Below are 20,330 nucleotides of genomic sequence, written 5' to 3'. Positions count from 1 at the left end.
AGCGGAATCAACTCTCTCGCATACAGGTCGTCTTCCACAAAGAGAATGTTGATGGATGTGGGATTGCGGGCCGGTTCCATGTCAGACCTCGATCCTGAATTCGGCGCATCCCTCGACATTGCGAACGGTCAAGTGCCCTCCCATGCTTCTCTCGATGATGTTCTTCGACATGAAAAGCCCGATGCCGCTTCCCTTGCCGAGTTCCTTGGTGGTGAAGTAGGGATCGAAAATCTTGTCGATAATATTCTTGTCGACCCCGCCGCCGTTGTCGGTGACCGTAATAACAGCCCTGCCATTCTCCGGCCGGGAACTCACTCGTATCCATTTATCGCCCGTCTTTGATTCAACGAGCGCATCCCGTGCATTCAACAGGAGATTGAGCAATGCCTGGCTGAATTCATTGGGGAACCCCGCCACCCGCGAATCCTGGACAAAATCGCAATGGATTGAAATGCCTTGATCCCTGAAGAAATCACCAACGAGCTGCAGCGTCTTCTCAATGACCTCGTTTATCCAGAACGGGATTTTTTCCCGGTCCGGTTCGGAAAGGGTCCGGAAATCATCAATGGTCTGGGACAGGTGATTGAGGATTCCCATCGCCCTCTCAACGTTAGTGTCGACCATCTGCTTGTCAAGGCAGTCGGATTCGCTGAACAGACCCAATTGCTGAATCAACAGTCCCATGACATTCAACGATTGCCGCCATTGGTGGGAGATATTGGCGAGCATCTCCCCCATGGCGGCCATCCTGCTCTGGTGAACCAACAGCAGTTCCTTGGCCCGGAGCTCTTCCACTGCCTGTAGCCGCCCGGTCATTTCCTTCTTTTGCTGGTCCACCGACCGGGCCAGTTCCACGGTCCGATCCAGAACACGCTGCTCCAGTTCCTCCTTGGCCCGGAGAAGTTCATCCTCCGCCCGTTTCCGGGGGGTGATATTGACCACCGCAAGAAGGCACTCGTCGCCAGGGACGACAGTGGTCGCCTCTATCTGCACGAACAGCGGCTGTCGCAGCTCTTTTGACATCAGCAGCTCAAGCGTCTGCGGTTCATCGTGGTTTGAAAACACCTCGAACAGCAATTCCTTGAAGAGCGTGTAATGCTGCCCCTCAAAAAAACGGCCGAAGCTCTGCCCCATCAACCGGTAACGCTCTCTATTGAGCAGACTCGCCCCGGCCAGGTTGGCGGAGAGGATCGTTCCATTACGGGAGAGGGTGAAATAGCCAATCGGAGCAAAATCATAGAGGAGCGAATAGCGGTCCCGGGAACTTCGCAACTCATCCTGTGACCGGTGCAGCTCCTCATTCTGCATTTCCAGTTCGATCTGGTGAACCTGCAACTCGTGGAGGAGCTTCAAGGTGTCCTCTTCCGTCTTGGGGAGGGCGCCTTGAAGGGGCAGGTCCTTGAGGCGTTTCTCCGCGCCGCGGCGGAGCGTCACGGGTTGAGGCGCGCCATGGGAGGCATCATGCTTCTTTCCGATCCCGCAGCAGTCTTTTGATCTCATCCCTGAGCTCCTCTTCCAACTTCTTGAATGGCGTGATGTCGGTCATGGTGATTACCACCCCGTCGATCACGTCACTCACCGTGCGGTACGGCATGATCCGGACCGAGAACCAGCGTCCGTCGTTGGTGGTTACCTGCTTTTCCGAATAAACCAGCGTCCGGAGCACTGCTTCGGCATCGTCGGTCAGCTCCGGGTAACTGAGATCGTTGACGATGTCGGTGAGGGGACGCCCCACATCGCTTGGGATCAGCTTGAACAGCTTGCTGGAGGCGTTGGCGAAGCGGCGGATGTTCAGCTTGCCGTCCAGAAAGATGGTGGCCACCTCGGTGCTGTTGAGGAAGTTCCGCATGTCGTCGTTCAGGTGCGACAGCTCATCCACCTTGGCCTGCTGCTCGGAGTTCACCGTCTGCAGTTCCTCGTTCATGGACTGCATCTCCTCCTTGGAGGTGGTCAACTCTTCGTTGGTGGACTGCAATTCCTCGTTGATTGATTGTAACTCCTCATTCGAGGCTTTCAACTCTTCCTGTGAGGTTTGCATCTCCTCCCGTGTGGTCTGCAACTCCTCCAGGGTAATCCGAAGTTTTTCCTGGGTCTGCTGAAGTTCCAGTTCCAGTTCGCCAATCCGCGCACTCACGGCATCCGACGACTTGACGCCGCGTTTCTTGACGGCAGATTCCTGGCAGGTTTCCAGGTCCTTGAAAATAATCATGGCCATCCCCTGCAGTTCCGGTTCTTCCATCTTCTGAACAATGAGGTCGATGGTTTGGGTCCTTCCGTTGGTGCCGATCCTGATGTTCCGCGTGGTAACCGGCGCATTTTGCCGCATCGCCTTATGGAATGCGGCGAGCAACTCGGGACGCAACCCCTCCCTGGCCATGGCGAAAACGTTAATGTTCGCTTTCCCCACCGGCGGCTCAAGATATCTGCCGATCCGGGCGCTGATGTAGACGATGTCCCCTTCCTCGTTCACGAGAACAGCGGGGGGCGAGTGCTTTTGCAGCAGGATTTGGTCGGCCAGGGCCTGGACGTTTATCTCGGGTTTCACGGGCGAGAGTTCCTTGTGGGGGTGCGTCGCAAGCGGGAACGTTGAGGGGAACGACACCAGGTTCGTCCGGCTGACGCCGTTGTCCCGCCTGAAAAGCCTCAATTTCGCACTGACGGCCGTGAAGAGCTCGGCACTGGCGCCGAGGGTCTCGGCACTGCCGAGAAACAGCACCCCTCCCGGGTTGAGAACATAATGGAAGAGGGGGAGGAGTTTCTTTTGCATTTCAACGTCCAGATAGATCAACAGATTGCGGCAGATGAGAATGTCGAGCTTGGTGAAGGGGGGATCGGTGATAACGTTCTGGGTGGCGAACGTGACCATCTCGCGGATTTCCTTCTTGATCCTGTAGCCGTCCTCGTCCTTGACAAAATAACGGTTCAGCCGCTCGGCGGAAACATCACTGGCAATGTTGGGAAGAAAGAGCCCCTGCCGGGCCTTGTCTATGGCGTCCCGGTCCAGATCGGTGGCAAAGACTTGTAGACTGAAATGGGCCTTGGGTTTGATCTGCTCCAGCACTTCCTTGAAGATGATGGCCAAGGAATAGGCCTCCTCGCCGGTGGAGCACCCTGCCGACCATGCCCGCAGCACCCCCCCCTCCGGGTGGCTGGTCAGCAACTCCGGAATCACCTCGTTCTTCAGGCTTTCCCACGCGGCAGGGTCCCGGAAAAAACTGGTCACGCCAATGAGGAACTCCTTGAAGAGAAGCTCCAGCTCCTGGTGATTCGCCTGGATATAGCGCACGTAGCCGGCGATGGAATCTATCTGGTGAATACCCATCCGCCGCTCTATCCGGCGGTAGAGGGTGCTCTTCTTGTAGAGGGAAAAATCGTTGCCCGTCTCGCTCCGGAGCAGGATGACGATCTTGTCGAGGGCGCTCAGTTCCCTGTCCTCCAGTTTCGTCTTCTGCAGCGAGTGGGTAGGGGTATGCTGGAGAAAATCCATGATCTTCCCGGGCATCTCCTCGGCCCGGGCTACTATGTCGGCAAGGCCGTAACTGATGGCGCTGTTGGGCATGCCGCTGAACTTGGCCGAGTCGGGGTTCTGCACCAGGGTGAGCCCCCCCTTCTCCTTGATGGCCCTCAGCCCCAGGGTGCCGTCCGACCCCATGCCGGAAAGGATTACGCCGATGCTCCGCTCCTTGGAGTCTTCGGCTAGCGAGCGGAAGAAGTGGTCGATGGGAAGGCGCTGGCCCCGGGGTTCGGACGCCTCGAACAGGTGCAGCACCCCGTGGAGGATCGACATGTCGCGATTGGGGGGGATGACGTAGACGGAGTCAGGCTTGACGTGGCTCCGGTCCTTGACCGCCGTTACCTTCATGGTGGTAACCCGCTGCAGCAGTTCGGGCAGGAGCGCGATATGGTCCGGGTCGAGATGCTGGATCACCACAAAGGCCACGCCGCTGTTCTGGGGCACGTGCTCCAGGAACAGGGTCAGGGCCTCCAATCCCCCGGCGGATGCCCCGATGGCGACAATGGGAAAATGCGTTTCATCACTTTTCCGTTCCGGTTCGGGCGTCGAACGGGGCGAGGCCAGGGACTTTTTCCCGGCCACGATGGTCTTTGTGGACTTTTTCGTCATCTCTGGTCTCCGTAAGGTTTTGTTAGATTTGGTAAATCATAGCCGCGGCACTGGTGATTTGCAAGATAACAGGTGTGGATAGCGATGGCAAATCACTCCCCTAACGGATAGAGAAAAGGAAACCGCCAGGAACGCGAAAAGTGGGCGTGAGCAATAAATTGGGATGCAATGGGGGAAGGGTGAAGGGGCTCCTTCCGTCGGGAAGCAGCCCCGTTTATTCGTCAGGCAGGTTTCGTGAACTACGGCGCCTTGATCTCCGCGCTCTTGGACTTGAGCTTTTTCAGGAGGGCCGGGTACCCCTCGTTGGTGATGATCTTGTTGAACTGCCCCCGGTAGTTGGATACGAGGCTCACCCCCTCGATGACCACGTCGTAGGCCATCCACTTTCCACCCTTGTTCATGAGGCGGTAGTCGAGGGAGTATTCGTCGCGCTTGGCGGTGACCACCTTGGACCTCACCTCGGCGTACTCCCCCTCGATCCGCTCGTTGAGGTAGACGATCTTCTCCTGGTTGTAGGATTCGATCTTGTCGGCGTAGGAGTTTTCCAGGAGCGTCTCGAAGAGGGAGACGAATTCCTTTTTCTCGGCGGCGTTCCGGTCCTTCCAATGGCGCGCCATGGCGCGCTGGGCCATCTCGCCGTAGTCGAAGACGGCGCCGATGGCCTTTTTCAGCTCCTGACGGCGCTTCTTTTCAAACTGGGGCTTCTTCATCTCCTTGTCGGAGACGATTCGGACAACCTCGTCCACGGTCTTCTTGACGGTCTGGGTGGGGACCCCCTGGGCAAAGGCCGGCCCGCCCAGGGCGAAGGTGATGAAAAGAATCGGCAGGGCAAACCATTTCATGACGGAGTTTCTCCTTCTTGAGTAAGTTCCGGCTGTGCACCCCTGCTTCGACCACCCTGCTTCGCTTACGCTTGCTTCCCCCCTACAGGGTAGGGGGGATTGAGGGGGGTCCTGCAGAGTGTTTGGTGCTCACTTATTTTTCCAGCGGCATGGCGCCGACGGCGTAGTCCAGGTTGGCCCGGGACATCTTCTGGTTGTAGATGGACTGGAAGTAGCCGGCCCGCATCCGGGCGTAGTTCTGGAGCCCGTCGAAGAGCTCCTTGGCCGGGCCGACGCCGAAGTCGAAGTTGGCCATGGCGGAGACGATCCATTTCTTGGCATTGCTGTATGCGTCCCGGGTGGCGTCGATGCTCTTCTCCGCCTCCTTCAGCTCCAGCCAGGCCTTTTTCACCTGGAGGGGGATGTTGTTCTCCGCGTAGACTTTCGTGGAGAGGAGGCGGTTGTACTGGGCCCGCTCGCCGGCCACCTTGGAGCCGGTAATGCCGAAATCGAGCTTCCACTTGACCCCCAGGGCGATCCCCGACCAGAAGTGGTTGAACTCGTCGGTGATGAAGGGGTTGTCGATGCGGCTCCGCTCGGGCGAATAGGCGCCCGACAGGAGTCCGGCCAGGAAGATGTCGGGGTAGTAGGCGGCCTTTGCCGCTTCCACGAGTGCTTCCCGGGCCTGGAGCCCCTCCTTGAGCTGCTTGAACTCGGGGCGCTTGGCCCGGGCCTCGTCGATGTAAGCCGGAAGATCCCCTGCGGTTCCCTCGTCGGGCACGAGCCGCTCGGTGGCGATGTCGATTTGTGCCTCGGGCGGCAAGCCGATGCGGGTCCGGAGCGCCGAGATGGCCAGGGTTTCACCCTTGTCGGCTTCTGCCAGGTATTTCCCCACCTCGCCGTTGAAGGCGTCGAGCTTGTAGATGTCCAGCTCCTCCACGTTGGGGGATGACTTGTCCAGGAGTTCCTGGGCCTTCTTGCGGGCCTTGTCCAGGTTCTCCCGCACCTCCAGGACCACTTCCCTCATTTCCCGGGCCAGGAGGACGCCGTAGTAGTATTCCTTGGTCTGGAGCGCCACCTCGTTGCGCCGCTGGTCCTTCTTGGCCCGGTCCACCTCGATGCCGTGGGTGGCCGCCTTCATGTTTTCGCTGATCTTGCCGAAGGTGTAGAGGGGCTGGACCAGGGTGGCGTCGGCCCGGGCGAACCAGGTTAAGGAGTCGGTGTCGTTGACCCCGTCCGGTGACCAGACCTGATTGCCCCTGGCCTCGGGGACCGGCCCGAAGAGGGCCTTCATCTCGATCTGCGGGAACCGGTACCCCTTGGCCTCCTCAAGCCTGGACTGGGCCAGCTCGATGTCGGCCTGGGATTCGCCCAGCTCCGGGGCCGTGGCTATGGCGCCCCGGATGCATTCATCAAGGCTCAAGGTTTTCGTTGCCGTTGCCGGTTCGGCGGCCAGTGCCCCGGACAGCGGGAGTGCCGTCAGGCAGCATGCCAATGCCACTGCGCGAAGTGTTCTCATGTCCTTCCCTCCTGGAATGCGGCTAAGTCACTCGACCTTGCCGTGGATGTACTTGCTCAGAAGCTCCTCCAGATCCACTGCCGATTCGGTCTCCCTGATCCTGCCGTTGTTGGCCAGGAATTTGTCGGACCCGCCGGGCTTCAGCAGGATGAATTTGTCGCCGATGATGCCGCTGGTGCGGACCGAGGCGATGATGTCGTCCTGGAGCTTTACCCCGTTGGCGATCCGCATGGAGACCCGTGCCCGGTCATTGAACTTCGGGTCGAGAGCGATCCGGTCGACCCGGCCGATCTCCACCCCGGCAATCTCCACCGCGGCTCCCTCCTTGAGTCCCGACACGGAGTCGAATTCGGCATAGACCTCGTAGTGGTCCCCGCCGACCAGTTCCATCTTGCCCAGCTTCACCGAGAGCCACCCGAGGCAGAGGATGCCGATGGCCACAAAAATGCCGACAATGAGTTCGAGAGTGACTTTCTTCATAACAATCCCCTGCCTGTATCAGATGAACTTGATGGGTCCTTCGAGACTGCCGCTGATGAACTGCCGCACCACCGGGTGCTCCGAGCGCCGGATCTCCTCCGGCGTCCCCATCTCGGTGATCCGCCCCCGGTAGAGCATGGCCACCAGGTCCGAGATGTCGAAGATCTCGGGAATCTCGTGGGAGACGATCACCGCCGTGTAGCCGTACCGCTCGTGGGTATCCCTGATGAGCTGGTGGATGGCCCGGCAGATGATCGGGTCAAGACCTGTGGTCGGCTCGTCGAAGAGGATGATCCGCGGGTTCAGCAGCAGCGCCCGGGCAAGCCCCACCCGTTTTTTCATCCCCCCTGACAGCTCGTCGGGGTACTTTTTGTCGATCCCCCTGAGCCCCACGTTCTCCAGGGCGTTGTGGACCCGGTCGCGAATCTCGGCCCGGGAGAACCGGGTCTTCTCCTCCAGGGGAAATGCCACGTTCTCGAAGACCGTCATGGAGTCGAAGAGGGCCGCGTTCTGGAAGAGCATGCCGAACTTCTCCCAGACCCGGTTCATCTCGAACCGGCGCATGGCGGTGATGTTTTCCCCGTCCACGTGGACCTGGCCCCGGTCGGGCTTCATGAGGCCGATTATGTGCTTCAGGAGCACGCTCTTCCCCTCGCCGCTGGGGCCGATCACCGCCGTGATCCTCCCCTCGGGTATTTCCAGGGAAAGGCCGTCCAGCACCGCCTGGGAGTCGAATGACTTGTGGATGTCAACGAGTTTGATCATAAATCACAGCATAACCGACGTGAGGAAGTAGTCCCACACCAGCACCAGCACCGACGACATGACCACCGCCTCGGTGGTGGCCCGCGACACCCCTTCGGCGCCGTGGCTGGCGTGGTAACCCTTGTAGCAGCAGACCCAGGCGAGGATGCCGCCGAAGGAGATGGATTTGACGATTCCCGACCAGACGTCCTTCCACTCCACGCTCCGCTCCATCTCGTGGAAATAGGCGCCGGGGTTTACCCCCAGGAGCTTGACCCCCACCAGGTACCCGCCGTAGATGCCAACCACGTCGAAGATGGCGCACAGAAGCGGCACGGCCACCAGCGCCCCGACGATCTTCGGCGAGATCAGGTACTTGAACGGCTCCAGGGCCATGGTCTTCAGCGCGTCGATCTGCTCGGTTATCTTCATGATCCCGATTTCGGCGGTTATGGCGCTGCCGGCACGCCCCACCACCATGAGGGCCGTGAGGACCGGCCCCAGTTCACGAATGAGGGAAAGCGCAACCGCCGAGCCGAGCATCCCCTCGGAGCCGAACTTGGCCAGGGTATAGTACCCCTGGAGCCCCAGGACCATCCCCGTGAACGAGGCGGTGAGGGTTATGACGAAGAGGGATTTGGTGCCGATGAAGTGGATCTGCTTGAAAATATGAAAGGGCTTGCCGGGCCGGATGATGATGTTCACGAGGGCCATGACGAGAAAGATCAGCATCCGGCCCATTTCCCGGAAGATGAAGATGGTGACGGCGCCCAGTTTTTCGAGGAAGGTGCGGAGCACGGATCTCTCCCGGTAACTTTGATAGGTGCGACAGAGTATATGACGAAGAATCGCCGATGTAAAGGCTTGTGGGAGCGATAAAATTTCCTCCTGCGCTCAGAGAATGAAATCCGTGGAGAGGAAGTTGGAACGGTGCTCCCGGACGATGTTGGCAATGATCTCCTTGTTCAGATCGATTTCCTTGGCCGCCACCAGGGTGCGGATGGAGAAGGAGCGCAGGGCGTCCGAGACCGACAGGGTCCCCACCGCCGAGTCCTTCCTCCCGGTGAAGGGGAAGATGTCGGGACCCCGCTGGCATTGGCTGTTGATGTTCACGCGGGAGACCTGGTTCACCAGGTGGTCCACGAGGTTCGCCAGGGTCTGGGGATCGCGGCCGAAGATGCTCACCTGCTGGCCGTAGTCCGATTCCTCGATGGTACGGATGGGGGTGTTGGCGTCGGTAAACGGGATCACCGGCACGATGGGGCCGAACTGCTCCTCGGCGTAGAGGCGCATGGCCGGGGTCACCGGATAGACCACGGCGGGGTAGAAGAAGGAGCCGGACATGGCCCCCCCGCCGTCATTGACGATCCGGGCGCCGTGCCTGCGGGCGTCTTCCAGCAGCTCGGAGAGATAGACCGTCTTTCCCGGTTCGGGGAGAGGGGTGATCATGACGCCCGGTTCCCAGGGCATCCCGCAGCCGAGGGCGGCGATGGCTCGGGAGAAGAGATTCAGGAAGTGATCGGCCACCGATTCGTGGACGAAGATGAGCTTGAGGGCGGTGCAGCGCTGGCCGTTGAAGGAGAGGCTTCCGGCGATGCACTCTTCCACCGCCAGGTTCAGGTCGGCGTCGTGGAGGACGATGGCCGGGTTCTTGGCCTCCAGCCCCAGGACCGTCCGGAGCCGGTGGGGCTTGGGGTGCCCCTTGTGGAGGGCGTTGGCCGCGGGGCTCGTGCCGATGAAGGCGAGGACGTCCACCTTCCCCGATGCCATGAGCGGCGGGGTAACGGTGCGGCCGGCCCCGAAGAGGGTGTTCACCACGCCGGGGGGGAAGGAGTCCCGGAAGGCTTCGAGCAGGGGCGCGAAGAGGAGGACGCCGTGGCGCGGCGGTTTCAGGAGCACCGTGTTCCCCATGATGAGGGCCGGGATGAGGGTGGTGAAGGTCTCGTTGAGGGGGTAGTTGTAGGGTCCCATGCAGAGGGCCACGCCGAGGGGGGCACGGCGGATCTGCCCGATGATCCCCTCGTGGATCACGAAGCGGGAGGAGACCCGGTCCAGGTCCTTGAGGGCATCGATGGTGTCGGCGATGTAGGTGATGGTCCGGTCGAACTCCTTGGCAGCGTCCTTTTCGGCCTTGCCGATCTCCCACATGAGGAGCCGGACCACCTCGCTCCGCCGCTCCTTCATCCGGGCCGCGAACCGCTGCACGTGGCCGATGCGGTCGGCAACGGTCATGGTGGGCCATTCACCCCTGCCGTTATCATAGGTGGCCACTGCCGCGTCGAGGGCAGCAAGGGCTTCGGCCTCGCCCATGAGGGGGAAACTTCCGATCCTGACCCGCTCGGGGCCGTCCGGGGTCCTGACGCAGACCGGGGAGAATACCTCCTGGGACGCTCCCTCCCACTGGCGAAGTTCTCCCGCCACGAGGTATGTCCGCAACTCCACCGGAGCCGGGAGCCGGTGTTGGGCGGGGATATCCTCCGGGGCGGGAAAGAGGGTCTCGATCTTTTTGCTGATGGTCATGGGCGCCTCCTCCTGGGCTTTAAGCAACAAGGAAAGAGTAATGCACACTCTCCGATAATCAAGGTGCCGGAGGCGCAATGCGACGCCGTGCGGGAAATTTCTCCGTGATCTGGTAAAGTTGCAGCAGGCGTCAAATGCCGCCTCGGGCGGCGGAAAAGAGGTGCGGCATGGGCAGAATAAGAAGCTTCGTTTTGGTGGCGGTCGCACTGGCCGGTGGCTTGCTGGGGGTGTCGACGGCAGATGCCGCGATTCGGGGGAAGGTGGTCGAGTACCGCGATGGAGAGGTGACCATGAAGGGGTATCTCGCCTGGAACGACGCAGTGAAGGGAAAACGTCCCGGCGTGCTCGTGGTGCACGAGTGGTGGGGGCTCAACGACTACGCCCGCAAGCGGGCCCGGATGCTGGCGGAGTTGGGGTACACGGCCCTGGCGGTCGATATGTATGGCGGGGGGAAGGAAGCTCTCCATCCCGACGATGCCGGCGCGTTCTCTTCCGCGGTGATGAAAAACATGGACCTCATGGCTGCCCGCTTCAGGGCGGCGATGGATTTGCTCGGGAAACAGCCCACCGTCGATGCCGGCCGGATCGGCGCCATCGGCTACTGCTTCGGCGGTGCGGTGGTGTTGAACATGGCCCGGCAGGGCCTCGACCTCAAGGGAGTGGCGAGCTTCCATGGCAACCTCGCCACGGCAAAGCCGGCCGAACCGGGCGCGGTCAAGGCGAAGGTCATGGCATTCAACGGAGGGGCAGACACGTTCATCACCCCCGAACAGGTGGGAGCCTTTGCGGCCGAGATGGCCCGGGCCGGGGCCGACTTCCGGTTCATCTCCTACACCGGGGCAAAGCACAGCTTCACGAATCCCGACGCCGATGCCTATGCCAGGAAATTCGGTCTCCCTCTCGCCTATGACGCCGCCGCCGACAGGGATTCGTGGGACGAGATGTCGCGCTTCTTCCGGCGGGTGTTCGGGCGATAGAGCCCTTGCGGCAATTGAAATTCACACGAACAGGATGGTCCAACTATGAACTCCATTCGCACGCCTCTGCTCCTGGTTTTCGCCATCGTCTCCCTTGTCGGCTGCGCCACCGCCATCCCGGTGCAGCCGCCCCCTGCGGCGTTCAAGGTGTCCGTCGAGACGGTCGCCAAGGGGGTCGGCGGCGCCTACTCCGAGCCCGGAACCGATACCCAGCTCGTCTGGCCTCTGATTCGCGTCATTGCAGGCCAGGGAGAATTCTCATCATTCTGGAACTTGCTCCACCGGAACGTTACTCCTGTTCCGGCGCTCCCTGCGGTCGATTTTTCGCGTAATGAAGTGGTTGCTGTGGTGGACATGGTCCGGCCGACGGGGGGATACAGCATCGAGGTCAAGGAGGTGCAGGAGGGGATGGACGGAATCTGGCTCACCATCATCAGGAGAAAGCCGGGCGAGGGGTGCTTCACGGCCCAGTCCCTGACCCAGCCCTATCATCTGGTGGCCATCAGGAAAAGCGGCAAGCGCTGCATTCCCAACTATGTCGATGTGACCTACTCCTGCCCCTAGCAGGCGGCGGCTATGCTTGCGAGAAAGAGGCCGAAGAGTTCTTCTATGAAGGGGAGTTGGCCCACGAGCGCGTGGTCGCCATCCACGAGGAAGAGCCGTGCATGGTTCCGCTGCGCGAAGCGGACGGCATTCTCCATGGGGATGACCTCATCGTGCATGCCATGGACGACGTAGGTTTTTCCCGATGGGGTGGGGTCCGATTCGGCGTAGCCGGGGAGGTAGACGGCCGGCGCCATGAGGAAAAGTCCCGCCGGCTTCACGGTCTGTGAGGCCACTGTTGCCACATATCCCCCCATGCTGGAACCGACGAGGACAAGGGTGCCCGTTCCGCCGGCGCACCGCTCCACGAGCCTGCCGACCCGGGCATCGGGGTCGGCGAGGTCGGTGTAGTCGATGCTCTCGACGGCAAAACCCTGCTTCCGTGCCACGGGGGCCAAGGCCGAGATCTTGGTTCCCCAGGGACCGCTCTCCTTGCCGTGGGAGAAAATGACGAGCCTTCGGTTCACTGGGCCGCTCCGGGAAGGTCCGCCTGGTCTCTTCTGGTTGCTCTGCTCATGCTTTTCAAAATGTCGCTCCTACGGTGTCAGAACATCTCGAAACTAGTCAGGTGTCGAGAGTGTAAGACATTTTAATGCCCCCCGGGGAAAATGCAAACTGTTTGAGGGAAACATCCCGCGCACCTCAAGTTTTGCGCCCGCCCGCCGATACGTAACCATGGGTGTTCGCATCGGACAGCAATGAGGTTAAGGCAGGGCTTGAGATGTTCAATCGGTTGAGGCAAGGGATTTTCTGGGATGACGCCTGGGAGGTGCTCATCCGGCGGGATACGGTGGACCGCGAGGCACTCTGGCGCCCCTTTGGCGAGAAGGAGGGAAAGGTCTGGATCGTGGGGGGCGACCCTTTCCATCCCTTCCTTCCGGTGGAGCAGTTGGACGCCATGCTCTCGGTCGTGGCCTCGTCTCCTCAGCATCTCTTCGTCGCTGTCACCGATTACCCCGAGCATTCTTTCCAGAGGCTCTACGCCACCTCGCCCGATTTCCCCTATCGCCTCCTGGAGGAGGACGACACCCTCAACAACCTCTGGTTCCTGGTCCGGGTGCGGGACCAGGAGGAGGCGGATCTCCGCGTTCCCGCCACCATTGCCCTCAAGAACTGCTGGGTGGCCGACGGGGTCCGGTGGCCCATGGTCGGCATCCTTGCCGAGCCCCTTCGGGGAGGACTGGACCTGCGCCAGGTGAACAGCCTCTGCCTGGCCGGGTTCGGTGCCATCGACTGGGTGGTCTGTGGGGGGGCCGGGGATGGCGACGCTTCACACCTTTCCGACTGGGCGCGGGATCTCCGCGATCAGGCAGAGGAACGCGGCATCCCCTTCCTCTATACCGGGGAAGGACGGCTTCTTGACGGACGGACCTGGGACGAGGCACCCCTCTTCCGGAGCGAGCCCAACCACCTCCGTATCTTTGACCACTGCCGCGCCAATCCCATCCGAAGCGCCGCCGCCTGATACCCCACTCCCTGACATTCCGGCACTCACTGCCAGCGATTTTTCCCATTCATTTCCTGCACGGAGCACTATCCGCCGGTTGCGTTTCCCTCCACATTGCGTACAATGCCGTCGTGCGACTATTCGGAGGACGGGGTTTCCATGGATGAGCTGAAAGCGTTGGGATGGAGCGACTGGTTTGCGGAAACGGCCCCCGAAGGGGGGGCGGATCCCGGCACCGTGGCGCGGGTGACGGCCGAGCTTCGGGGGGAGTACCGGTTGAGGACCGCCGCGGGGGAGTTTCCGGCGCAGCTTGCCCCGCGACTTCGCAAGGGGGCCGCGGATCGCCTCGACCGCCCCATGGTCGGCGATTGGGTCGTCATCGAATCGGTGAACGGCGGGTCAGAGGTGACGATCCACGACATCCTGCCGCGCCGGACCCTCCTTGCCCGCCGGGGCGCGGGTGGCGGGGGCGAGGTGCAGCCCATCGCCGCCAACGTGGATCTGGTCTTCATCGTCATGGGGCTTGACGGCAACTACAACCCGAGGCGTCTCGAACGGTATCTGGTAGCGGCCCGGGAGAGCGGCGCGGAGCCGGTGGTCATTCTCAGTAAGGCCGATCTCTGCCCCGAGGCGGCGGAGCGGGTTGCGGAGGCGGCGGCCCTTGGCCCCGGCGTGCGGGTGGTGTCCGTTAACTCCCTTGCGGGAGAAGGGGTCGCAGCGGTGAGGGAGGTCCTGGCGCCGGGGGTGACCGCCTGCTTCGTCGGTTCGTCCGGGGTGGGGAAGTCGACCCTCGTCAACCGCCTCGCCGGAGGAGAGGTCATGGCCACCGGCGCGGTGCGGGAGCGGGACGCCAAGGGGCGCCACACCACCACCCACCGGCAGATGATACTCCTCCCCTGCGGCGCCATCGTCATCGACACCCCCGGCATGCGGGAATTCGGCCTCTGGCAGGCGGGGGAGGGGCTCGACGCCTCCTTTCCCGAGATCGCCGAACTGGCCAAGCGGTGCCGGTTCCACGACTGCAGCCACGCCCACGAGCCCGGGTGCGCGGTGCGCGATGCCCTGGCCGGCGGAGAGATCGACCCGGGGCGCTACGCCAGTTACCTGAAGCTCAGGAAAGAGGATGAGGAGGCCGCCGCCCGCGACGACGTGGCTGCCCGGCAGGAGCGGAAGGGGAAGGAACGGCGCATTGCCAAGGGGCGCCGGGTGGTTCTCCGGAAGAAAGGACAGTAGTTGGTGCTCTCTTCTCTCTTACGCTACCCGCCCTGCCCGCATCACCAGGGGCCATGAGACCTGCCTGACAAGCGCCGGGTCCCCCCAGGCTGTCGCCAGGTCCCCCGCCACCAGCCCCAGAGGATCGTCTCCCTTGAGCCGCCGGTACTCCTTTACCGCAGACCACGTCTCGAAATATCCCATCAGGTGCCCCAGGTTCCATTCCGCCTTCATGGCGAAAGCCGGGGCCTCGATCTCGGCAAAGGGGAAGGGGAGGGTCCGGTAGCCGGCGTCCACGTGGGTCCGCTCGGGGGGCCAGTAGGGGCCGATGACGTCGCGGTAGAAGCGGCCTATGATCCGGTCGATCTCCTCATCGATGGCGAGGAGGCCGTAGGTGAAGGCGGCAAAGACGGCGCCTTCCCGGGCCACCCGGCGCACCTCGGCGTAGAAGCGGCCGAAGTTGAACCAGTGGAGGGCCTGGGCGGCGATCACCAGGTCGACGCTGGCATCGGGGAGGCCGGTCTCTTCCGCCGGTGCCACCCGGTACTCCACCCGCTCGTGGGAGGTGGCGCTTTCGATTTGGGCGGCACTGGGGTCCACGGCGTAGACCCGGGCGAAGTGTTCCGCCAGGGCCACTGATGCCTGTCCAGTGCCGCAGCCGCAGTCCAGGGCCGCGTCGCGCCGCGCCGGCAGCCCCGCCAGCCAGGCGAAGAGCTCGGGGGGATAGCCGGGGCGGTAGGAACGATAGGCGTCCGATTTCTCGGAAAAATAGTCCTTGAATTGCTGTGTCATGGGTATGTCACCTCTCAGTGAACCAGCCGGCAAAGTCGATGACGCAACTCGTCTCGAAGACCGGGTGGGGACCGCAGGCGATGCCGGCCACCCTGAAGTCGGGGGCGAAGATGTTCTTCCGGTGCCCCCGGTCAGGCACTCCGTCGTCGACGATGAGCTGCATCACCACACGTCGGGCATCGTCGGGGCCGTAGCTGATGTTCTCGCCAATGGTGCTCTGCCACCGGCCGACGCGCTCGGCCCGGGCCCGCATCTCCATCCTGCCCGAGGCGTGGCCCAGGGCACCCGTCCGTGTCTGCTCCCGGTTCAGTTCCGCAGCGACGCGGGAGAGCCCTTCCGACCAGATCAGGGGGGGGAGGGGGCGTTGCGCCTCCAGGAACCGCACTGCCTCGTCCACGGCCCGGGTCCCCTCCCTGGTGACGTATCGAATCCTGCTGCCCGGCGGGATATGGTAGGTTCCCGTGAACTGGGACCGGTAGACGCGCAGGTGTTCGGCGTAGTCCTTGGGGTTGGCGCGGGCCGCGTTCAGTTCGGCGAGCACCCCCCGCGCCAGGTCGTCCCCGGCCGAGGCCCGCACCGGCAGGGCGCAGGCCATGGCCGTGACGGCGAGCATTGCCAGAGTTGCGCGCAGTGTGGTGAATATCATGGTGTGTGTCTTCCTGATCGTCGGATTTTGATTCCATAAATAAATACCCGCTCCCGGCGAACAAAGCAAATGGAGTTATGGGCACCGGGGAGGGCAATATCCGGCCCCGTTACCGTATCTGTAGGGGGAAGGTGTTCCGGGAACTGGATAACAGGATGGTGGGATGGAATCAGAGAGAGCAATGAAAAAAGGCGTCCGACCGGACGCCTTTTGGGTGCGGATCTGCAAGTCTCAGATGCGCTTCCTCAGTCTGCACAGGGCCATTATGCACCCGGCAGCGCCAAAGAGTGCCAGGGTGGATGGCTCGGGAGCCGGATAAACTTGCACCGAGCCTGTGCCGGCGAGGGCCCAGGGTGAGGCCGGCTCAGGTGAAAAAAAGGCTGGATTGATCCCGAGATCGCAGGAAAGAACCAGCGGCGTTGCGGTACCCTGTTCCTGGTCGCCGGGGTTGAAGATAGGGAAGAGTGTGTGCCCAGTGGCGTTGGTCAATACTTCCAGACCGGCGAAGGCCTGGCCTATGAAGGCTCCGTTCATCAACTCGGCCATGGTGACTGACGGTTTGGTATGACTGTAAAAATATCCCGAATTCCCAATCCCCGCGGAGAGGAAGGGGAGTCCATCGGTTGCCCGGGCCACGCTGTCGGCAAGGGTTCCTCCCGTCGTGAAGCTGGTGGCGCTGTTCCCCTGGTCGAGCCAGAGGGCCAGAACCGCGCCCGGTTCCAGAACGTTGGCAAGGTTCACAGTGCTTGAACCGACAGTGAATGCTCCCAGGTCAGGATTGCCGTATTCCGTGTGCACCTGGAGCGACGAGGGGTTGAGGGGATCATATGCATACTGCCCGTTCACCACATACGGCGGGACGCTCAGCACCTTGTGGGCGTAAATCCCGGTCAGCTGCGACGTTGGGCCTGCCGTGAAAATCGTCTCCCCTCCCGCGACGATTCGGTTGACGGATATGATTCCCACCAGGTGATCTCCCGGCGCCAGTTCCAGTCCATTCTTCATAGTTCCGTTCGAATCGAAAAGGTTCTCCACATAACTGAAGCTGAGCGTGTTCAGCATATGGGACTGGAAAACTGTCGCCGATGCCGGCAATGTCGTGCCGGTCAACAGCCAAGCAATGATTAAAAATGGAAATACCCCTTTTTTCACCAGTATGCCCTCCTCTGCATGGTATGCCACGTTATGTGTCCTTGATGGTAAATCGCAAAGCGTCTTTGTGTATCATGAAAAAATTTTTTATGAAAATATTATTATTGAAGACTGCGGAGGGGGAAGGATTCTTTCAGTAATGGGGAAACATTTACCGCTCCGCCAGGGCCAGCCTCACTCCCAGGGACAGGAAAACCCCTGCGGTAAGCCAGTCAAAATAGCGGGCGATCCGGGGGCGGGCCAGGATGAAGCTGCCGATGCTTCCGGCGAAGTAGCCGAGCAGGCAGAAGAGCACCACGGACTGCACCATGAATATGAGTCCCAAGAGCAGCATCTGGAGCGGGACGCGGCCGGCGGCGGGGGCCACGAACTGGGGGAGGAACGCCAGGAAGAACATGGCCACCTTGGGGTTGAGCACGTTCATGATGAATCCCCGCCGGAACAGGGCCGCCGCGGGGAGGTCGTCGGCCGCCGAGAGCCTGATGGCGGACCGTTCCTTCAGGGTTTTGAAGGCCAGGTAGAGGAGGTACGCCGCGCCGGCGGACTTCACCACCGTGAAGGCAATAGCTGACGAATAGAACACCGCCGAGATTCCGAAGGCCGCGGCCGTGGTGTGGACGGTGACGCCGCTGCACATGCCGATGGCCGTGACGATGGCCGGCTTTCTCCCCCGGGCGATCCCCTGGGTCATGACGAAGATGTTGTCGGGGCCGGGGGCTACGGTCAGGGCGATGGAGGCGCCGAGGAAGCAGAGCAGGGTATAGAGGGTCATGGGGTGTCCTTTCCGTGGGTGAGGGCCGCATTCGTCCTGTTGATGTTTTTGTTCGGATAGGTGCCTGTTATAGCGGAGCGGCTTCTTCGGTGCAAGATGCTCTTTGGGGGTGTGATTTATTCGCAATGTCGGCTGTTAAAGAATTCCGTCGTGCCGATAACCGTGCTATAAGGGGTGCCCGCCGTATGTTCCCCCAGCCCATAACCAATCAGAAAGGATGCGCCATGAGCGATATGCCCAAATGTCCACAATGCAGTTCAGAATACACGTACGAAGACGGAACCATGTATGTCTGTCCGGAATGCGCCCATGAATGGGGGAAAGAAACGGCAGCGGAGAGCGGGGACGGGAGTTGCGTGGTGCGTGACGCCTATGGCAACGTTCTCAGTGACGGTGATACGGTTACGGTGATCAAGGACCTGAAGATCAAGGGCTCGTCGTCGGTAATCAAGGTCGGAACCAAGGCCAGGAATATCCGCCTCGTCGAAGGAGACCATGACATCGACTGCAAGATCGACGGGATCGGCGCAATGCAGTTGAAATCGGAATTTGTAAAGAAGGCGTAACTGACTCGTTTGCCTCCATTCAGGCCCGGGATGTAAACTGCAACCCTCCTTTTGCGTTATACTGATTACATTTGGCATACCATTCAAGGAGGATAACCATGAAAAGAATTCTCATTGCCGCTGCTGCCATCGCCATCTGGGGAATGCCCGCCATGAGCCAGGCAACGCCTGCCCGGCCCGGGGGGTATTTTTCCGGTTTCCTCGGGGTGAGTATCCCCCGGGACGCCGACGTTTCCAGCACTGATTTCGTCAACACGTTTAACGACCGGGTGGAGTTCGACCCGGGCATTGCCGTGGGTGGTACCGCCGGGTATGATTACGGTTTTCTCCGCCTGGAGGGGGAGCTTTCCTACCGGCATTCGGAGATCAAAGCGGTTACCGACACTTCTGACGGGTACCGGTTCCCGGGAGTGGATGGTGATCTCGGTGCGCTGGCGGTCATGGCCAACGCCTTCTTCGATATGCACAACCAGAGCCCCATTACCCCCTACGTGGGAGGGGGCGTCGGCTTCGCCGTGCTCAACCTGAGCGATACCACCAGTACTGACGGTCCTCTCTACGACAAGGGGGACGACACCGTTTTCGCCTACCAGGCGGGAGCCGGGGTGGAGATAGCCCTCAATCCGATCATGTCCCTTGACCTGGGGTATCGCTATTTCGGCACCTCAAAGGCCACCTTTGACGAAGGTGCGGTGACGGTGACCAAGTTCAAATTCGAGAGCCATAATGCGCTGATGGGGCTCAGGGTCAAGTTCTAGGGTTGTTCGATGGCGCAAGGAAAAGCCCGCCATGTGCGGGCTTTTTTCATTTCTGGTCATGAAAAAAATTTACCTTGCCAGCGTGATCGGACCATGTCAAGGATGGGTCCCACCAAATCAAAATTCCCTGTGACTTTATGGTAACCCGTTTGGGCAAATAAGGAGGTTGAGGATGGGCGACATGGCAAAATTCAAGGCGCTGGTGGTGGAGAAAACCTCCGACAAGCAGTTCGTGCGGGAGATTAGAGAGCGGAGCGTGGACGATCTTCCTCCCGGCGATCTTGTGATACGGGTCCACTACTCGTCCCTCAACTACAAGGATGCCCTCTCGGCCACGGGCCACCCCGGGGTGACGCGGCAGTTCCCCCATACCCCCGGCATCGACGCGGCGGGCGAGGTGGTCTCCTGCGAGAGCGGCGCCTTTGCCCCGGGCGACAAGGTCATCGTCACCGGCTATGACCTGGGGATGGAGACCGACGGCGGGTGGGGGCAATATGTCCGCATTCCGTCGGAGTGGGCGGTGCGGCTGCCCGAGGGGGTGACGCTGCGGGAAGCCATGGCGCTTGGCACCGCCGGCTTCACGGCGGCCCTGTCGGTGCTGAAGCTGGAGCGGGCCGGGGTGAGGCCCGCTGACGGCGATATCCTCGTGACCGGCGCCACCGGCGGGGTGGGGAGCATTGCGGTTTCCATCCTTGCCGCCGCGGGCTACCGGGTGACGGCAGCCACCGGCAAGGAGTTCGACGAGGATTTTCTCAAGGGGCTTGGCGCGACAGCCGTGATCGGCCGTGACGACGTGACGGCCGGGGCCGAAAAGGCGCTCCTGGCCGAGCGCTGGGCCGGGGCCGTGGATGTGGTCGGCGGCCAGACCCTGGCGGCGGTCCTGAAGAGCACGAAGTATGGCGGTACGGTCACCTGCTGCGGGCTCGTGGGGTCGCCGGAACTGCCGGTGAACGTCTACCCGTTCATCCTGCGGGGGGTGAGCCTTCTGGGGATTGATTCGGTCCAGTGCCCCCGGGGGCTTCGCGAGGAGGTCTGGCAGCGGCTTGCCACCGACTGGAAGCCCGTTCAGCTCGGCGAGATGGCGACGGAGTGCACTCTGGCGGGGCTGGAGGTGATGACCCAGGCGATTCTCCATGGGGGGATCACGGGGCGTGTCGTGGTTAACCTGCTGGAGAGCTGAAAATCTGATTTGCGAGAG

At 61.5% G+C, this 20,330-nt stretch carries 20 protein-coding genes; 7 read left to right on the top strand and 13 right to left on the bottom strand.

From position 1 onward, the window contains the following. Nucleotides 1-81 precede the first annotated feature (81 nt). The 8 genes from KI811_RS02555 to KI811_RS02520 form a co-directional block, all read right to left on the bottom strand. Nucleotides 82-1,500 (bottom strand): PAS domain-containing sensor histidine kinase, encoded by a 1,419-nt coding sequence (locus KI811_RS02555; RefSeq protein ID WP_214184920.1) that lies wholly within the window; start codon nt 1,498-1,500, stop codon nt 82-84. Further along, a complete protein-coding gene (locus KI811_RS02550; protein WP_214184919.1) occupies nt 1,460-4,123 on the bottom strand; it encodes a chemotaxis protein CheB in 2,664 nt (887 codons plus the stop codon). The genes KI811_RS02555 and KI811_RS02550 overlap by 41 nt, the downstream gene beginning before the upstream one ends. A gap of 239 nt (nt 4,124-4,362) precedes the next feature. Beyond that, nucleotides 4,363-4,965, bottom strand: coding sequence for an MlaC/ttg2D family ABC transporter substrate-binding protein (locus KI811_RS02545; RefSeq protein WP_214184918.1), 603 nt, complete (start codon nt 4,963-4,965; stop codon nt 4,363-4,365). 133 nt (nt 4,966-5,098) lie between these two features. Next, entirely contained in the window at nt 5,099-6,463 is a 1,365-nt protein-coding gene (locus KI811_RS02540) for a TolC family protein (protein ID WP_214184917.1), read from the bottom strand. A gap of 27 nt (nt 6,464-6,490) precedes the next feature. Continuing rightward, nucleotides 6,491-6,943 carry an outer membrane lipid asymmetry maintenance protein MlaD gene (gene mlaD, locus KI811_RS02535; RefSeq protein ID WP_214184916.1) on the bottom strand — a complete coding sequence of 151 codons (453 nt, stop codon included), beginning with the start codon at nt 6,941-6,943 and terminating at the stop codon, nt 6,491-6,493. A gap of 18 nt (nt 6,944-6,961) precedes the next feature. Then, the gene (locus KI811_RS02530) at nt 6,962-7,708 is read right to left on the bottom strand and encodes an ABC transporter ATP-binding protein (protein ID WP_214184915.1); all 747 of its coding nucleotides are present in this window, start codon (nt 7,706-7,708) and stop codon (nt 6,962-6,964) included. A 3-nt stretch (nt 7,709-7,711) separates the two neighbouring features. Further along, nucleotides 7,712-8,485, bottom strand: coding sequence for an MlaE family ABC transporter permease (locus KI811_RS02525; RefSeq protein ID WP_214184914.1), 774 nt, complete (start codon nt 8,483-8,485; stop codon nt 7,712-7,714). A gap of 96 nt (nt 8,486-8,581) precedes the next feature. Continuing rightward, complete coding sequence (locus tag KI811_RS02520; protein WP_214184913.1) at nt 8,582-10,207, bottom strand: NADP-dependent glyceraldehyde-3-phosphate dehydrogenase; 1,626 nt, start codon at nt 10,205-10,207, stop codon at nt 8,582-8,584. Nucleotides 10,208-10,374: 167 nt separating this feature from the next. Between KI811_RS02520 and KI811_RS02515 the strand changes: the two genes are divergently transcribed. Then, nucleotides 10,375-11,184 carry a dienelactone hydrolase family protein gene (locus KI811_RS02515; protein WP_214184912.1) on the top strand — a complete coding sequence of 270 codons (810 nt, stop codon included), beginning with the start codon at nt 10,375-10,377 and terminating at the stop codon, nt 11,182-11,184. A gap of 45 nt (nt 11,185-11,229) precedes the next feature. After that, nucleotides 11,230-11,748, top strand: a complete 519-nt coding sequence (locus KI811_RS02510) for a protease complex subunit PrcB family protein (RefSeq protein WP_214184911.1) — start codon at nt 11,230-11,232, stop codon at nt 11,746-11,748. On the opposite strand, the gene KI811_RS02505 is transcribed toward KI811_RS02510, so the two are convergent. Then, the gene (locus KI811_RS02505; protein ID WP_214184910.1) at nt 11,745-12,254 is read right to left on the bottom strand and encodes a YqiA/YcfP family alpha/beta fold hydrolase; all 510 of its coding nucleotides are present in this window, start codon (nt 12,252-12,254) and stop codon (nt 11,745-11,747) included. The two genes, KI811_RS02510 and KI811_RS02505, sit on opposite strands and share 4 nt — an antisense overlap. A 254-nt stretch (nt 12,255-12,508) precedes the next feature. On the opposite strand from KI811_RS02505, the gene KI811_RS02500 reads away from it, so the two are divergent. Beyond that, the gene (locus KI811_RS02500) at nt 12,509-13,252 is read left to right on the top strand and encodes a DUF5131 family protein (RefSeq protein WP_214184909.1); all 744 of its coding nucleotides are present in this window, start codon (nt 12,509-12,511) and stop codon (nt 13,250-13,252) included. A 141-nt stretch (nt 13,253-13,393) separates the two neighbouring features. Continuing rightward, nucleotides 13,394-14,467, top strand: coding sequence for a ribosome small subunit-dependent GTPase A (rsgA, locus tag KI811_RS02495; RefSeq protein WP_214184908.1), 1,074 nt, complete (start codon nt 13,394-13,396; stop codon nt 14,465-14,467). Nucleotides 14,468-14,485: 18 nt separating this feature from the next. On the opposite strand, the gene KI811_RS02490 is transcribed toward rsgA, so the two are convergent. The 4 genes from KI811_RS02490 to KI811_RS02475 all read right to left on the bottom strand — a co-directional run bounded on the left by KI811_RS02490 (nt 14,486) and on the right by KI811_RS02475 (nt 17,808). After that, a complete protein-coding gene (locus KI811_RS02490) occupies nt 14,486-15,238 on the bottom strand; it encodes a class I SAM-dependent methyltransferase (RefSeq protein WP_214184907.1) in 753 nt (250 codons plus the stop codon). A gap of 7 nt (nt 15,239-15,245) precedes the next feature. Next, nucleotides 15,246-15,884 (bottom strand): CAP domain-containing protein, encoded by a 639-nt coding sequence (locus KI811_RS02485; RefSeq protein WP_214184906.1) that lies wholly within the window; start codon nt 15,882-15,884, stop codon nt 15,246-15,248. A 231-nt stretch (nt 15,885-16,115) separates the two neighbouring features. Continuing rightward, entirely contained in the window at nt 16,116-16,889 is a 774-nt protein-coding gene (locus tag KI811_RS02480; RefSeq protein ID WP_246551228.1) for a PEP-CTERM sorting domain-containing protein, read from the bottom strand. A 298-nt stretch (nt 16,890-17,187) separates the two neighbouring features. Further along, nucleotides 17,188-17,808, bottom strand: a complete 621-nt coding sequence (locus tag KI811_RS02475; protein ID WP_214184904.1) for a LysE family translocator — start codon at nt 17,806-17,808, stop codon at nt 17,188-17,190. A gap of 224 nt (nt 17,809-18,032) precedes the next feature. On the opposite strand from KI811_RS02475, the gene KI811_RS02470 reads away from it, so the two are divergent. From KI811_RS02470 to KI811_RS02460, 3 genes are all read left to right on the top strand, one after another. Beyond that, nucleotides 18,033-18,374 (top strand): zinc ribbon domain-containing protein YjdM, encoded by a 342-nt coding sequence (locus KI811_RS02470; RefSeq protein WP_214184903.1) that lies wholly within the window; start codon nt 18,033-18,035, stop codon nt 18,372-18,374. A gap of 98 nt (nt 18,375-18,472) precedes the next feature. Beyond that, nucleotides 18,473-19,132, top strand: a complete 660-nt coding sequence (locus KI811_RS02465) for an outer membrane protein (protein WP_214184902.1) — start codon at nt 18,473-18,475, stop codon at nt 19,130-19,132. 172 nt (nt 19,133-19,304) lie between these two features. Continuing rightward, entirely contained in the window at nt 19,305-20,312 is a 1,008-nt protein-coding gene (locus tag KI811_RS02460) for a YhdH/YhfP family quinone oxidoreductase (protein WP_214184901.1), read from the top strand. The last annotated feature ends 18 nt before the right edge of the window (nt 20,313-20,330 follow it).

The organism is Geobacter hydrogenophilus (assembly GCF_018501225.1).
In the GTDB taxonomy this organism is placed as follows: Bacteria; Desulfobacterota; Desulfuromonadia; order Geobacterales; family Geobacteraceae; genus Geobacter; species Geobacter hydrogenophilus.
The sequence above is the reverse complement of the archived record's forward strand: the minus strand, read 5'-3'. Positions and strand labels throughout refer to the sequence as shown.

Bases quoted from the DNA above. Each gene is read 5' to 3' on its own strand.
- rsgA (WP_214184908.1), top strand. From the start codon at position 13,394: ATGGATGAGCTGAAAGCGTTGGGATGGAGCGACTGGTTTGCGGAAACG.
- KI811_RS02555 (WP_214184920.1), bottom strand. From the start codon at position 1,500: ATGAGATCAAAAGACTGCTGCGGGATCGGAAAGAAGCATGATGCCTCC.
- KI811_RS02460 (WP_214184901.1), top strand. From the start codon at position 19,305: ATGGGCGACATGGCAAAATTCAAGGCGCTGGTGGTGGAGAAAACCTCC.
- KI811_RS02500 (WP_214184909.1), top strand. From the start codon at position 12,509: ATGTTCAATCGGTTGAGGCAAGGGATTTTCTGGGATGACGCCTGGGAG.
- KI811_RS02520 (WP_214184913.1), bottom strand. From the start codon at position 10,207: ATGACCATCAGCAAAAAGATCGAGACCCTCTTTCCCGCCCCGGAGGAT.
- KI811_RS02465 (WP_214184902.1), top strand. From the start codon at position 18,473: ATGAAAAGAATTCTCATTGCCGCTGCTGCCATCGCCATCTGGGGAATG.
- KI811_RS02475 (WP_214184904.1), bottom strand. From the start codon at position 17,808: ATGACCCTCTATACCCTGCTCTGCTTCCTCGGCGCCTCCATCGCCCTG.
- KI811_RS02540 (WP_214184917.1), bottom strand. From the start codon at position 6,463: ATGAGAACACTTCGCGCAGTGGCATTGGCATGCTGCCTGACGGCACTC.
- KI811_RS02470 (WP_214184903.1), top strand. From the start codon at position 18,033: ATGAGCGATATGCCCAAATGTCCACAATGCAGTTCAGAATACACGTAC.
- KI811_RS02510 (WP_214184911.1), top strand. From the start codon at position 11,230: ATGAACTCCATTCGCACGCCTCTGCTCCTGGTTTTCGCCATCGTCTCC.
- KI811_RS02550 (WP_214184919.1), bottom strand. From the start codon at position 4,123: ATGACGAAAAAGTCCACAAAGACCATCGTGGCCGGGAAAAAGTCCCTG.
- KI811_RS02515 (WP_214184912.1), top strand. From the start codon at position 10,375: ATGGGCAGAATAAGAAGCTTCGTTTTGGTGGCGGTCGCACTGGCCGGT.
- KI811_RS02490 (WP_214184907.1), bottom strand. From the start codon at position 15,238: ATGACACAGCAATTCAAGGACTATTTTTCCGAGAAATCGGACGCCTAT.
- KI811_RS02485 (WP_214184906.1), bottom strand. From the start codon at position 15,884: ATGATATTCACCACACTGCGCGCAACTCTGGCAATGCTCGCCGTCACG.
- KI811_RS02545 (WP_214184918.1), bottom strand. From the start codon at position 4,965: ATGAAATGGTTTGCCCTGCCGATTCTTTTCATCACCTTCGCCCTGGGC.
- KI811_RS02530 (WP_214184915.1), bottom strand. From the start codon at position 7,708: ATGATCAAACTCGTTGACATCCACAAGTCATTCGACTCCCAGGCGGTG.
- KI811_RS02480 (WP_246551228.1), bottom strand. From the start codon at position 16,889: ATGAAGAATGGACTGGAACTGGCGCCGGGAGATCACCTGGTGGGAATC.
- mlaD (WP_214184916.1), bottom strand. From the start codon at position 6,943: ATGAAGAAAGTCACTCTCGAACTCATTGTCGGCATTTTTGTGGCCATC.